The sequence below is a fragment of the uncultured Roseobacter sp. genome (assembly GCF_947493125.1).
Classification (GTDB): domain Bacteria; phylum Pseudomonadota; class Alphaproteobacteria; order Rhodobacterales; family Rhodobacteraceae; genus Roseobacter.
Map to the genome: position 1 here is coordinate 129,983 of NZ_CANLQB010000004.1, position 12,244 is coordinate 142,226.

Below are 12,244 nucleotides of genomic sequence, written 5' to 3' on the forward strand. Positions count from 1 at the left end.
GTGTTGCCAAAGGCGTCTCTGGTGGAGATCGTGGGGCGGTGAGCTTGGAGGAGTTGGGAATGATCAGAGCATGGGCTTGGGCCGCGGTGGCGGTCGTCTGGGCGGGGGCAGGGCAGGCGGCCTGCGCCAGCGACGAGGAGATTGCGCGTTATGTGGCGGACTACACCCGTCTGACGCCGGCCAAGGCGCTGGCGGTCGGGGCGTCGATGGAGGAGGCGCGCTGCACGCAGGCCAAGCTGGCCGCGGCCCTGGAGCCGGTGATGGGGCCGGTCGTGGGCTACAAGGCCGGGCTGACCAGTGCGCCCGCGCAGGAGCGCTTCGGGGTCACGGAACCGGTGCAGGGTGTGCTCTATGAGAAGTCGCTGCTGCCGGACGGGGCCAGTGTGCCGCTCACGTTCGGGGCGCGCCCGGTCTTTGAGGCGGATCTTTTGCTGGTGGTCGGTGATGCGGCGCTCAACGAGGCGACGAGTACCGAGGAGGCGATGCAGCATATCGCCGCCGTTCGCCCGTTCATCGAACTGCCGGATCTGATGCTGGACCCGGATCAGCCCTTCACCGCCGCGACGCTGACGGCGATCGGTGTGGGCCCGCGCCTCGGCGTCATGGGGGCCGAGATTCCGGTGGATGATCCTGCGGCGATGCACGCAGCCCTCGGCAACATGACCGTGCGGCTGGCGGCGGCGGATGGCGAGGTGCTGGCGGAGGTGCCGGGCAAGGCGGTGCTGGGTCACCCCGTGCAGAGCGCCTTGTGGCTGATGTCGAAGGGCATCACCTTTCAGCCGGGCGATGTGATCAGCGTGGGCTCTTTCGGTCCGCTGGTGCCGCCCGCGAAGGGCAAGGGCGGCGCGCAGGCCTCCTATATCGGGCTGCCGGGCGATCCGTCGGTCAGCGTGACCTTCACCGAGTGATCGCGCGCTGCGGGTCGGGCTTGCCAATCGCTGCGCCGGGCGTTTGACTAGGGCAGAGGACACAGGCCACAGGAGAGATTGCTTTGCTAGAGATCAGCACGAACAAGGTCGTCCGGGTGATTTTGCTTGCGCGGGAGTATGGGCCCGAAAGCCACCAGCTCTCCGACTACATCTCCAGTCTCAACGACGAGGAGGCGGCGAATCTCGTGGCGATCATGTGGGTCGGGCGCGAGAGTTTCGAGGCCGAGGATTGGGACGAGGCGCTGGCCACGGCGGTGGCGGAGGCAACGGCGCCGACGGAGAATTACCTGTCCGGGATGCCGGAGCTGCCCGACCATCTGGAGGCGGGGTTGGAAGCGCTGGGGATCGACGTCACGGATGCGGAGGATCACTTCCGCGACGGTTAGGGGGTGAGGGGCGCGGCAAAGGTGCCTCGGAGACAGGTGGACTGATCTGTTTTGGCCGGGGCTGTTTGACCTCAAGCACGTCCCGCTGTTCAGGGTCGGCGCGTCCCTGTAGACTGGCGCAATATTGATTGAGGTAGATTTTCATGGTGTTTTTGAAAGAGCTCTCCGCCATTCTTGCGGAGCTTGGTTTCAGTTTCTGGCAGTTGGTCGTTCTGGCCGTGGCGTTGGTCTTTCGGCGGGACGTGAGCCTGCTGGCCCAGAGAGTGTCGAAATTCAAACTGGCGGGGAATGAGATAGAGCTGGACCGGGACAGTAATCCGATTTCCGACCTGCTGGACCTGAAATCGGAGATTGCGGAAAAGAACCTCGAAGCTGAGCAGCTCGCCGGTGAAATCGAAGAGAAGATTCACCTTCGGACGCTTGGCGCGATGATAAACATCAAGAAAAACACGTCCTTCCTGTGGGAGGCCGGGTTCGTCAAGAACACCGGGACAGCCGTCGCGCAGATCAGGCGAAACACGCTGCAGAGGGTCAGCCCCGATCTGGAGCTCCTGGAAGAATTGGAGCTCATCTCCACCAGCCGCCGGAGCGTCTATCAGGGGTTCGATGGAGACGAGGTGCTTGAGATCGCCGTCGAGATTGAGTCGCCTGACTTGAGAACCCTGGTTCAAGAAGCGGAAAGATACTGACGCTTCTGCCCGCGGCGTGCCATCCGGTCTCAAAGGGGCCGGCGGCCGGGGAGGGGCCTTGAGCGCGCCTAGACAGGGGGGCGTCAGGTCCGGGCGCGTTTGCGCGCCGGTTGCGGTCTTACCCGAGCTTCGATTTCGTCGTAGAGCTTGCCGACGATGTCCTTGCCGGTGGCCGTCTCGATGCCTTCGAAGCCCGGCGAGGAGTTGACCTCGAGCACCTTGGGGCCGGTCTCGGAGCGCAGGAGATCCACGCCCGCCTTGCCCAAGCCGAAGGCGCGGGCGGCGCGCACGGCGGTGTCGCGCTCTTCGCGGGTGATGCGCACCACCTTGGCGGAGCCGCCCCGGTGCAGGTTGGAGCGGAAATCGCCCTCGGCGCCGGTGCGTTTCATCGCCGCCACGACCTTGCCCGCGATCACCAGGCAGCGGATGTCCTCGCCCGCCGCTTCCTTGACGAAATCCTGCACCAGGAAGTTGGCCTTGAGGCCGCGGAAGGCGTCGATGACGCTCTCGGCGGCTTTCTTGGTTTCCGCCAAGACAACGCCCTTGCCTTGCGTCGATTCCAGGAGCTTCACGATCAATGGCGCGGTGCCCACGAGGCCCATGAGGTTCGAGGTGTCCTTGGGCGAGGCGGCGAAGGCGGTGGTGGGCATGCCGATCTTCTTGCTGGCCAGGATCTGGTGTGCGTGCAGCTTGTCGCGGCTGGCGGTGATGCCCGCCGAGCCGTTCACGCAATAGGTGCCGATGGTCTCGAACTGGCGGATGATCGCGGTGCCGTAGGAGGTGATCGAGGCGCCGATGCGCGGGATCACCGCGTCGTAGCGGGGCAGGCGCTTGCCGTCGTAGTGCACCTCGGGCGCCATGGCGTTGATCGCCATGTAGCAGCGGGTGGTGTTGATCACCTCGACCGTGTGGCCGCGTGCTTCGCCGACCTCGACCAGACGGCGGGTGGAGTAATTGTCCTCCCGGCTGAGCACCGCGATGCGCAGGGCGCGTTTCGGCGCGCGGCGCTTCAGGGCGGAGCTGTGGTAGTCGTCATAGCTCAGCTCGGGCTGCAGGTGTTTTTCGGTGGGCGAGATCGAGATGTGATCGGAGAGGGCCTGGCGGCCGAGCAGCATGCGGGAGGACATCGACGCGCGGTTGGTCAGCGTGATCTCGATGGGCCAGCTTTGTCCGCCCACGGCGAGGGTGGAGGAGATCACGAAACGCTGTTCCGTCTCCCCATTGGACGAGGTGACCTCGCGCCGGTCGACGAGGGGCGCGGAGCAGGTGATGGCCATATCGGCGCGGCCCGCGATGGGATGCACGTTGAAGCGCACCTTGGGCTGTTTGGCGGGGCCGAAGACCTCGATGTCATGGGCGTGCAGCGCAGAGGTGCGTGCGCCGGTGTCGACCTTGGCCTTGATTGCGGGCAGACCAAGATCGGGCAGCGAGACCCATTCCTCCCAGCCGAATGTCAGCTTTTCCATGTGACCCCCGTTGTGATTTTCCCCTGGGGGTAGCAGGTGCCTCGTGTGATCTCAACCGGATGGACCCGCATGCGGGCTGAGGGTCGCCTCCGGCGGGAGTATTTTTGGAAGGGTGAAGAGGTTGCGGCCTTCCCCGCCGCGCGCTCAATTGTCGTTGACGTCGCGGTGGAAGGTGCGCGCGCCGCTGGATTGTTTGCGAAAGGCGATGCGCAATCCGATCCAGGCAATCAGGGATAGGCCGGCAAAGATCGCAAAGAGCGCGGGCGCGCTGAGACCGGGTGCTGCGAGCACAACCGCAACCATGGCCAGCGCCCCCAGGGCAAACCCCAGAAAGATGAAGCCCGGGATCAGCACTTCGATCACCGCGAGGGCCAGGGCGGCGGCGGTCCAGACCCACCAGAGGTTCAGAAGCTCGGTCATGTGCCGCGCCCTTTCAGCATCTTGAAGGCGTCGCCGAAGGCTTCGATGGTCTGGCTTGGCACCACGATGGTCTGTTTGCCCTCGCCCGCTCCCAGCGCATTGAGCGATTCCACCTGTTTCAGCGCGATCTGGTATTGTGCCGCTTCGAGCCCGTTTTCATTGATCGCCTGGGCCACCACCTGCGTCGCGTAGGCCTCGGCGTCGGCGAGGATGCGGCGGGCCTTGGCGGTCTGTTCGGAGGCGTAGAGCTCCGCATCGGCGGCGAGTTCCACGGCCCGTTTGGCGCCTTCGGCCTTGGTGACCTCGGCGCGACGGGCGCGTTCGGCGTTGAGCTGTTGCAGCATCGCGTCGCGCGTCGCCTGATCAAGGTTCACGTCGAGGATCTCGGCGCGGGTGACTTCGATGCCCCAGTCGTCCACCGCGTCTTCGACCAGCGCCTTGATGGTGGTGATCAGGTGGGCGCGGTTCGCCTGCACATCGTCGAGGTCCATTTTACCGATCTCGGCCCGCACGATGCCCGCCACGGTTGTGGCGATGGCGGCGTCCACATCGCGGATGCGGTAGACGGTGCGCTCGGGCTCAGTGATGCGGTAGAAGACGGAGGTTTCGACTTGGACCAGCACGTTGTCCTTGGTGATCGCGTCCTGGCTGGCGTTGGGCAGTTGCCGCTCGAGGATCGAGATTTCATGGGCCACGCGGTCGATGAAGGGCACGATCAGGTTGATGCCGGGGCCGAGGACCGAGCGCAGGCGGCCAAAGCGTTCGATCACGTATTTCTCGGATTGCGGCACGATCTTCACCGCCTTGACGATCAGGACGATGAAGAGCGCGGCCAGCAGCAGGAAGACCAGCGAGCTTTCGATCAGCGAGACGATGAGGGTTTCGATATCCAAGGTGCGGTCCTTCCATTTCGGATGACACAGATGTGATCGCTGATTTGCCTAAATGCAAGAATTGAACAACAGCTTACCGGGATGATGCGGTCGTGGTCGCGGACCCATTGGTATCGGTTCGCGGCATCGAGAGAGCGTCCCATAACCGGATGAGATATAGATGGAAGTAGCCATACACGGCGACTGTCAGGATCGGAGCCGTGTAGAAGAAGAGCCTCGTGGGGACTGAGACGCCAACAAGGGGAAGATCGGTATTTCTGCTGACGCCATAGAAGTCGACGGGCCGCACGCCGAGCATCGTGATGCCCACGAAAATGAGCGCGGCGAGGAGTACGAACCAGGTGTTTCGGGCGTTGGTGGTCAGCGCGTGAATGTGCTTGAGATGGTCGTCGTCCGTCATGGAAAGGCCTTGGTGTCAGAATAGCATGACCGCGGCGCAGGGGCGCGTCCCGATCAAGGGGCTTGGAAAGGCGTCGGATTTGCGCCAAAGGGGCGGCATGAGTTTTTCCTTTGATCTGCAGGCCACCGACGGCAAGGCGCGCACCGGTGCGATCTTGACCCCGCGGGGAGAGATCCGGACGCCCGCCTTCATGCCCGTCGGCACGGCGGCGACCGTGAAGGCGATGATGCCTGAAGCCGTGCGCGAGACCGGGGCGGATATCCTGCTGGGGAACACCTATCACCTGATGCTGCGGCCCACGGCGGAGCGGATTGACCGGTTGGGTGGCCTGCACCGCTTCATGAACTGGGAGCGGCCCATCCTCACGGATTCCGGCGGGTTTCAGGTGATGAGCCTGGCCGCGCTGCGCAAGCTCACCGAGCGGGGGGTGACCTTCAAAAGCCATATCGACGGCTCGAAACACGAGATCACACCGGAGCGGTCGATGGAGATCCAGAGGCTATTGGGCTCGGACATCGTCATGTGTTTCGACGAATGCCCAGCGCTGCCGGCGGATCGCACGACGATAGCGGAGAGCATGCGGCTTTCCATGCGGTGGGCGCAGCGGTCGCGCGATGCCTTTGGCGACCGGCCGGGGCATGCGCTCTTCGGCATCCAGCAGGGCGGCCTGGAGGAGGATTTCCGGGCCGAGAGCGCCGAAGCGCTGACCGGCATCGGCTTTGACGGCTATGCGGTGGGTGGTCTGGCCGTAGGGGAGGGGCAGGCGGCGATGTTCGGCTGTCTGGACTTTGCCGCTGACCAGCTGCCCCAGGACAAGCCGCGGTATCTGATGGGCGTGGGCAAGCCCGATGACATCGTGGGCGCGGTCAAGCGCGGCATCGACATGATGGATTGCGTGCTGCCCTCCCGGTCGGGGCGCACGGGGCAGGTGTTCACGCGGCGCGGCGTGGTCAACATCAAGAACGCGCGCCATGCGGATGACCCGCGCCCGCTGGACGAAGACTGCCGCTGCCCGGCCTGCCGCAGCTATAGCCGGGCCTATCTGCATCACGTCTTTCGCAGCCAAGAGATCATCTCGTCGATGCTGCTGACCTGGCACAACCTGACCTACTATCAGGATCTGATGCAGGGGATGCGGGAGGCGATTGCGGCGGGGCGGTTTCCGACCTGGGAGGCGGCCTTTCATGCGGGCCGCGCGGAAGGGGACATCGCGCCGTTGTGACAGCCTCATTTTCGACGAATTTTTGGCGTCGGGCCGGTCCGGTTTAAGACAAGTTTAACCCCGGCAGGACTACATCGGCATCAATCAGTGTTGGAGGTGCTCAGATGTCGTCAAAACCCGATCCGCGCAAGCCTGAGGGCGAGATGACCCGGGACCGGACGCTGAACCTCGTTCTGACCAAGATCTCGCCGCTGCGCGTCGCGGCGATGCAGGTTCTGATCTATCACATGGAAGTGGTGGCCGATCAGGACCGCAACGTCACGCCGCAGGATTTCAGGGAGGCTGCCGGGGCCATCCAGGAGGGCTGGCATGCGTTGCACGGTCTTGTCGGTGACTATTTGGCGCCGCATGACGTGGAGCTGCCAGAGGCATTGTCGAAACATCTGGCGACGCTGACCAGTTCTGTCGATGAGCTGCACCGCATGGTCAGCCGCTGCCGGATCTCCGAGGATGAGGTAAGCGGGTTCAAACCCGGGGACGACATGTATGACCTGTGCTGTGTGCAGGTGAGCCGAGGGGTCAGCAATTTCTGTGCGGAGCTGCGGGAGTTCTTCCTGGAATTGAGCGACAAGGACCGCTCGAGCGTGGATGATCACACCAGCGCGATCGCCATGGAAATCGGCAAGATCGGCCGGGTGATCAACATGGTGGCGACGAACGCCTCCATCGAGGCGGCACGCGTGGGCGACGCGGGCAAAGGGTTCACGGTGATTGCAGATGAGGTCAAGACACTCTCATCGCGGGTCTCATCGCTCTCGGTGTCCCTGACGGACAATCAGAACGTCAACTAGGGGCGCTCTGACGGGTCGAAAGGGGCGATTGAAGGCTTGTGCTTCAGGCGTTCTCTGGCCATTCTGGCACGAGCCGAAACAACGGTGCGGTTGATTTGTGGGGCGGGGCGCCCCACCTTAGTCATCCGATCCCGGAGATGGTCGAGTGTTGCTGCAGATGCGGGACCAGAACCATCTTGCCAAGAACAAGGATAGAGCATGCAAGAGCCTCTGAACGCCTCCTACCCGGTATTGCCGTTGCGCGATATCGTGGTTTTCCCACATATGATTGTCCCCCTCTTCGTCGGACGCGAGAAATCGGTTCGCGCGTTGGAAGAGGTGATGTCGGACGACAAGCAGATCCTGCTGTCGAGCCAGATCGACCCGGGCGTCGATGATCCCGACAGTGACGGCATCTATAAGGCCGGGGTTCTGGCCAATGTGCTGCAGCTGCTGAAACTGCCGGACGGGACCGTGAAGGTTCTTGTCGAAGGGCAGGCACGGGTGCGCATCACAGAATACCTTGAAAACGACAGCTTCTTTGAGGCGCGTGCGGAGTATCTGACCGAGATGCCGGGCGATGTCGCGACCACCGAGGCGCTGCTGCGCACGGTTTCGGATGAGTTCGAGCGCTATGCCAAGGTCAAGAAAAACGTGCCGGAAGAGGCACTTGCCGCCGTGGGTGAAAGCACTGAACCGGCGAAGCTTGCCGATCTGGTGGCAGGGCATCTCGGGATAGAGGTGCATCAGAAGCAGGACCTTCTGGAGACTTTGAGTGTCTCTGAGCGGCTGGAGAAGGTCTATGGCCTGATGCAGGGCGAGATGTCCGTGCTGCAGGTGGAAAAGAAGATCAAGACGCGCGTGAAGTCCCAGATGGAGCGCACGCAGCGCGAGTATTACCTCAACGAACAGATGAAGGCGATCCAGCAGGAGCTGGGTGACGGCGAGGACGGCAAGAACGAGGTGGCCGAGCTCGAGGCCAAGATCGCCGAGACCAAGCTGAGCAAGGAAGCCAGGGAAAAGGCCGAGGCCGAGATCAAGAAGCTCAAGAACATGAGCCCGATGTCGGCGGAAGCCACCGTGGTGCGCAACTATCTGGACTGGATGCTGTCGATCCCTTGGGGTGTGAAATCCCGTGTGAAGAAGGATCTTGGCCGCGCACAAAAGGTGCTCGATGACGATCACTATGGCCTGGAGAAGGTCAAGGAGCGGATTGTCGAGTATCTGGCGGTGCAGCAGCGTTCGACCAAGCTGAAAGGCCCGATCATGTGCCTTGTCGGCCCGCCGGGTGTGGGGAAGACCTCGCTTGGGAAATCCGTGGCGAAGGCCACGGGGCGCGAGTTTATTCGCATCAGCCTCGGTGGTGTGCGCGATGAGAGCGAAATCCGCGGCCACCGGCGGACCTATATCGGCTCGATGCCCGGCAAGATCATCCAGGCGCTGAAAAAGGCAAAGACCACGAACCCGCTGATCCTGCTCGACGAGATCGACAAGATGGGGCAGGATTTCCGCGGCGACCCGGCGAGTGCGATGCTGGAAGTGCTTGATCCGGAACAGAATTCCACTTTCGTGGATCACTATCTGGAGGTGGAATATGACCTCTCGAACGTGATGTTCCTGACCACGTCCAACAGCTATAACATGCCCGGACCGCTGCTCGACCGGATGGAGATCATCCCGCTGGCGGGCTACACCGAGGACGAGAAGCGCGAGATCGCCAAACAGCATCTGATCCCCAAGCAGATCAAGAACCACGGGCTGAAGGCCAAGGAGTTCGCGCTGGAGGACTCTGCACTGACCGAGATGATCCGCACCTACACGCGCGAGGCGGGCGTGCGGAACCTCGAGCGCGAGATTGCCAAGGTGGCGCGGAAATCGCTGACCAAGATCATCAAGAAGGAGGCCGAGACGGTCGCCGTGACGGATGAGAACCTCGATGAGTTCCTGGGCGTGAAGAAGTATCGCTATGGCCTCGCCGAGAAGGAGGATCAGATCGGCGTTGTGACCGGGTTGGCCTATACGTCGGTGGGCGGCGAGCTTCTGAGCATCGAGGCGCTGCGCCTGCCGGGCAAGGGCCGGATGAAGACCACCGGCAAGCTGGGCGATGTGATGAAGGAGTCGATCGACGCGGCCTCAAGCTACGTGCGCTCGATCAGCCCGCAGATCGGGGTGAAGCCGCCGCAGTTCGACAAGATCGACATCCACGTGCACGTGCCCGATGGTGCCACGCCCAAGGACGGGCCGAGCGCCGGTCTGGCAATGGTGACCTCGATCGTGTCGGTGCTGACGAAGATTCCGGTGCGCAAGGATATTGCGATGACGGGTGAGGTGTCGTTGCGCGGTAACGCGATGCCTATCGGTGGCTTGAAAGAGAAGCTATTGGCGGCACTTCGCGGCGGCATCACCACGGTGCTGATCCCCGAGGAGAACGCGAAGGATCTCCCGGAGATCCCGGACAACGTGAAGGACGGGCTGGAGATCATCCCGGTGAGCCACGTGTCCGAGGTGTTGAAACACGCGCTGGTGCGCACGCCGGAGCCCATCGAGTGGGATCAGGAAGCAGAAGAGGCGGCTGCCGCCGCGCTGGCCAGCAAGCCCGAACCCGGAGGAGACGCGGCAGCGGCGCATTGAGCGGGTTGTGAAATTACCGAGGGCGCGCCGGGGTCGGCGCGCCTTTGCCTTTTGTGCCGGTGCGGCTGATTAACAGCCGTCGATACCGGTGTCCCACTGAAACACGCGTCGGAACGGTGGTCCGTCGTCCACGCTCGGGCGGAAACCGCGGCTGCCGATCTCGCTTGACAGTTTGAACGGGGTGCCGAGGCGGTCCACGGTCAAGATGCCCGTCTCATCGCGCGTGGTGTAGTGAAAGTCATAGACCCACTCGACGTAGTGATCGCGCGTCGACGCGGTGATCTCGAAGAGTTCGACGTGATCTTCGGTCAAGGTGAAGGTGCCGCTTTCCCCATCCGCCGGCGACGAGAAATCCACTACCGGCTCATCCGCATCGAAATCGACAGCGGCCGTCCGGATGGCAGCAAAGCCGACACCGCACCCAAATTCCGCGATGTACCAGCCCTGTTTGGGCTCCGTGCGCTCGAGGATGCGTGGCACGATATCGGTTATGACAACCGGGGTCGCCAGCGGTGTGCGCAGTTCGATCCGCACCGCGTGAAAGGCCGTTGCGATATCGCTCCACCGTCCGAGTTTCTCCCGGTAAGTCGGATAGATCGCGTCTTCCCGTGTCAGGTCGTCGATCATCCGTGCGGGGTCGATGACAAGCGGCGAGCTCACGAAGAACTTTGTCCCAAAGGGGCGCTGCCCCTCGACCAGGAGACGCGCGGACAGAGGCTCGGCTGAGCGGGGATCTTCGATAATGATCGTCCGCTCGAAGGTGTCCCGCGTCACGGTGAAGGCGTAGGTGCCCAGGGCGGCAAAGAACGCGATGACGGTCGCCACGCCGATTTTCCGCCAAGACAGTCTGTCGTCCGTTGCCATCACCTGTCCCAAAGAGTGTAAAGCGCAGAAAACCAGCTGCTCCTGCAGTTTATCATATTGAAGAAGCAAAATCTCTACGGTATGACCCCACAGATGGGTGATTAGCTCAGTGGTAGAGCGCTTCGTTCACATCGAAGATGTCAGGAGTTCAAATCTCTTATCACCCACCATTTTCACCTTGAAGGGCTGCAATCGCGCCGTGCGTGTGTGGGCATCTGCACGTCGGCTGACATATGGCCTGGGCCCCTGCGGCTGTCGCCAGTGACCGTAGAGGACCCCGGTGACGCGGTGTGCATTGATGTGGTGACAGCGCAGGCCGACTATGGCACATCCGGCAAGATTGGTCCTGTCCGAAGAGCAGAGCGCGCGTCCTCATGTACCCCCCTCTTTACATTCTGCGCCACGGGCAGACCGAGTGGAATGCGGCGCATCGCATTCAGGGCGGGCTCGACTCGCCCCTGACGGAGGTGGGGCGGGCTCAGGCGCGGGCACAGCGTGAGCTGTTGGCGGGGTGCGATCTGGCCGGGTTTCAGGCACTGAGCAGCCCGCAGGGGCGCGCCTTTCAGACCGCGGCCATCGCGCTCGATGGGCTGTTTGGCCGGATCGACACCGATGCACGGCTGGCCGAGATCGGCGTGGGGGACTGGGAAGGTCTGGCGCGGACGGAGCTGACGGTCGACCGGGTGGTGGATGAAAGCGAGGAGAGCGCGCTGGATCTCTACAACCGCGCGCCGGGCGGCGAGGGGTTCGTGGCCCTGCATGCGCGCTGCAAGGCGTTTCTGGACAGTCTGCAAGGGCCGTCGGTGCTGGTGACCCATGGCATCACATCGCGGATGCTGCGGCTGATCGCACTCGACCAGGACATCTGCGAGATCGGCATGCTGCCGGGCGGACAGGGGGTGATCTATCACCTGGAGCATGGCCGGATGCGGCAGCTCGCGATAGGGGCTTGAAGCAGCCAGCGACATTGGCTACATCCACCGGAACGGGTCGTTAGCTCAGTTGGTAGAGCGCTTCGTTTACACCGAAGATGTCGGGAGTTCGAGCCTCTCACGACCCACCATCTTTCAGATCCGGCCCTGTTTTTTGTTCCACTGCGCAGGCTTGGCGGAGCTGGGAAGGATGAGGTCGCCGGGACGGCGCGGATGGTGCCGTCTGGGACTGAGACAGGGCTGTCACAAACTGTGCCTTGCCAACCCCTCCGGCCTGTGATCCATCCTTGGGACCAGGGATCCGATCCGTGTGATCAGGAAGGGCGCGTTTATGTGCGTGAGAAAGGCAAAAGCGGCGCGACCGCAGGCCAAGAGGCCGCAAGCCACCGACGCGGCGGTAGAGGCGCTGATCGCCCATTTGCGGACACTGCCGGTGTCGGAACGCTCCAGTTGCGCGCTGGCCGCCGCCTCGCGGCTGATCGAGTTTGCGGCGTTCGAGCTCGCGGGTCGGCAGTCGGCAGATGACGTGGCCGATCTGATCAACTGTGCCGCGCGGATGGATTTTGCCTCCAACGACGTGCAGGCGACGGTGCCCGGCGAGACCATTCGGATGCCCCAGCGGCGGCTGCAGTAAGACAGCGG

At 63.1% G+C, this 12,244-nt stretch carries 13 protein-coding genes and 2 tRNA genes; 10 read left to right on the plus strand and 5 right to left on the minus strand.

What is annotated here, in order from left to right:
• Positions 1-59 precede the first annotated feature (59 nt).
• The 3 genes from Q1A71_RS09775 (at position 60) to Q1A71_RS09785 (ending at position 2,004) form a co-directional block, all read left to right on the plus strand.
• Entirely contained in the window at positions 60-908 is an 849-nt protein-coding gene (locus tag Q1A71_RS09775; RefSeq protein WP_299674742.1) for a fumarylacetoacetate hydrolase family protein, read from the plus strand.
• A gap of 83 nt (positions 909-991) precedes the next feature.
• The gene (locus Q1A71_RS09780; RefSeq protein WP_299674744.1) at positions 992-1,315 is read left to right on the plus strand and encodes a DUF3775 domain-containing protein; all 324 of its coding nucleotides are present in this window, start codon (positions 992-994) and stop codon (positions 1,313-1,315) included.
• Positions 1,316-1,458: 143 nt separating this feature from the next.
• On the plus strand, positions 1,459-2,004 hold the full coding sequence (locus Q1A71_RS09785) for a hypothetical protein (RefSeq protein WP_299674746.1): 546 nt from the start codon (positions 1,459-1,461) through the stop codon (positions 2,002-2,004).
• 83 nt (positions 2,005-2,087) lie between these two features.
• Here Q1A71_RS09785 and rimK read toward each other — a convergent pair whose 3' ends face one another.
• The 4 genes from rimK to Q1A71_RS09805 form a co-directional block, all read right to left on the minus strand.
• On the minus strand, positions 2,088-3,470 hold the full coding sequence (gene rimK / locus Q1A71_RS09790) for a 30S ribosomal protein S6--L-glutamate ligase (RefSeq protein ID WP_299674749.1): 1,383 nt from the start codon (positions 3,468-3,470) through the stop codon (positions 2,088-2,090).
• A 144-nt stretch (positions 3,471-3,614) separates the two neighbouring features.
• Positions 3,615-3,890: a hypothetical protein gene (locus Q1A71_RS09795; RefSeq protein ID WP_299674752.1), complete on the minus strand. Its 276-nt coding sequence runs from the start codon at positions 3,888-3,890 to the stop codon at positions 3,615-3,617.
• The gene (locus Q1A71_RS09800; RefSeq protein ID WP_299674755.1) at positions 3,887-4,783 is read right to left on the minus strand and encodes an SPFH domain-containing protein; all 897 of its coding nucleotides are present in this window, start codon (positions 4,781-4,783) and stop codon (positions 3,887-3,889) included. The genes Q1A71_RS09795 and Q1A71_RS09800 overlap by 4 nt, the downstream gene beginning before the upstream one ends.
• A gap of 73 nt (positions 4,784-4,856) precedes the next feature.
• Positions 4,857-5,183, minus strand: coding sequence for a hypothetical protein (locus Q1A71_RS09805; RefSeq protein WP_299674758.1), 327 nt, complete (start codon positions 5,181-5,183; stop codon positions 4,857-4,859).
• 97 nt (positions 5,184-5,280) lie between these two features.
• On the opposite strand from Q1A71_RS09805, the gene tgt reads away from it, so the two are divergent.
• From tgt to lon, 3 genes are all read left to right on the plus strand, one after another.
• A complete protein-coding gene (gene tgt, locus Q1A71_RS09810) occupies positions 5,281-6,405 on the plus strand; it encodes a tRNA guanosine(34) transglycosylase Tgt (protein ID WP_299674761.1) in 1,125 nt (374 codons plus the stop codon).
• 104 nt (positions 6,406-6,509) lie between these two features.
• Positions 6,510-7,196, plus strand: a complete 687-nt coding sequence (locus tag Q1A71_RS09815; protein ID WP_299674764.1) for a methyl-accepting chemotaxis protein — start codon at positions 6,510-6,512, stop codon at positions 7,194-7,196.
• A 198-nt stretch (positions 7,197-7,394) separates the two neighbouring features.
• On the plus strand, positions 7,395-9,806 hold the full coding sequence (gene lon / locus Q1A71_RS09820) for an endopeptidase La (RefSeq protein WP_299674767.1): 2,412 nt from the start codon (positions 7,395-7,397) through the stop codon (positions 9,804-9,806).
• A 69-nt stretch (positions 9,807-9,875) separates the two neighbouring features.
• Here the strand turns inward: lon and Q1A71_RS09825 are convergent, their stop codons facing one another.
• Positions 9,876-10,631 carry a hypothetical protein gene (locus Q1A71_RS09825; protein ID WP_299674770.1) on the minus strand — a complete coding sequence of 252 codons (756 nt, stop codon included), beginning with the start codon at positions 10,629-10,631 and terminating at the stop codon, positions 9,876-9,878.
• A 134-nt stretch (positions 10,632-10,765) separates the two neighbouring features.
• Between Q1A71_RS09825 and Q1A71_RS09830 the strand changes: the two genes are divergently transcribed.
• The 4 genes from Q1A71_RS09830 to Q1A71_RS09845 all read left to right on the plus strand — a co-directional run bounded on the left by Q1A71_RS09830 (position 10,766) and on the right by Q1A71_RS09845 (position 12,236).
• Positions 10,766-10,840 (plus strand) — tRNA-Val (locus Q1A71_RS09830).
• Positions 10,841-11,044: 204 nt separating this feature from the next.
• Positions 11,045-11,623, plus strand: a complete 579-nt coding sequence (locus Q1A71_RS09835; protein WP_299674773.1) for a histidine phosphatase family protein — start codon at positions 11,045-11,047, stop codon at positions 11,621-11,623.
• Between the two features lie 34 nt (positions 11,624-11,657).
• Positions 11,658-11,733, plus strand: a tRNA-Val gene (locus Q1A71_RS09840).
• 200 nt (positions 11,734-11,933) lie between these two features.
• Positions 11,934-12,236, plus strand: coding sequence for a hypothetical protein (locus Q1A71_RS09845; protein WP_299674776.1), 303 nt, complete (start codon positions 11,934-11,936; stop codon positions 12,234-12,236).
• Positions 12,237-12,244: the final 8 nt, after the last annotated feature.

What these genes read in the sequence shown, in the direction of transcription:
- tgt (WP_299674761.1), top strand. Translation starts at nt 5,281, where the DNA reads ATGAGTTTTTCCTTTGATCTGCAGGCCACCGACGGCAAGGCGCGCACC.
- rimK (WP_299674749.1), bottom strand. Translation starts at nt 3,470, where the DNA reads ATGGAAAAGCTGACATTCGGCTGGGAGGAATGGGTCTCGCTGCCCGAT.
- Q1A71_RS09795 (WP_299674752.1), bottom strand. Translation starts at nt 3,890, where the DNA reads ATGACCGAGCTTCTGAACCTCTGGTGGGTCTGGACCGCCGCCGCCCTG.
- Q1A71_RS09815 (WP_299674764.1), top strand. Translation starts at nt 6,510, where the DNA reads ATGTCGTCAAAACCCGATCCGCGCAAGCCTGAGGGCGAGATGACCCGG.
- Q1A71_RS09835 (WP_299674773.1), top strand. Translation starts at nt 11,045, where the DNA reads ATGTACCCCCCTCTTTACATTCTGCGCCACGGGCAGACCGAGTGGAAT.
- lon (WP_299674767.1), top strand. Translation starts at nt 7,395, where the DNA reads ATGCAAGAGCCTCTGAACGCCTCCTACCCGGTATTGCCGTTGCGCGAT.
- Q1A71_RS09805 (WP_299674758.1), bottom strand. Translation starts at nt 5,183, where the DNA reads ATGACGGACGACGACCATCTCAAGCACATTCACGCGCTGACCACCAAC.
- Q1A71_RS09845 (WP_299674776.1), top strand. Translation starts at nt 11,934, where the DNA reads ATGTGCGTGAGAAAGGCAAAAGCGGCGCGACCGCAGGCCAAGAGGCCG.
- Q1A71_RS09775 (WP_299674742.1), top strand. Translation starts at nt 60, where the DNA reads ATGATCAGAGCATGGGCTTGGGCCGCGGTGGCGGTCGTCTGGGCGGGG.
- Q1A71_RS09785 (WP_299674746.1), top strand. Translation starts at nt 1,459, where the DNA reads ATGGTGTTTTTGAAAGAGCTCTCCGCCATTCTTGCGGAGCTTGGTTTC.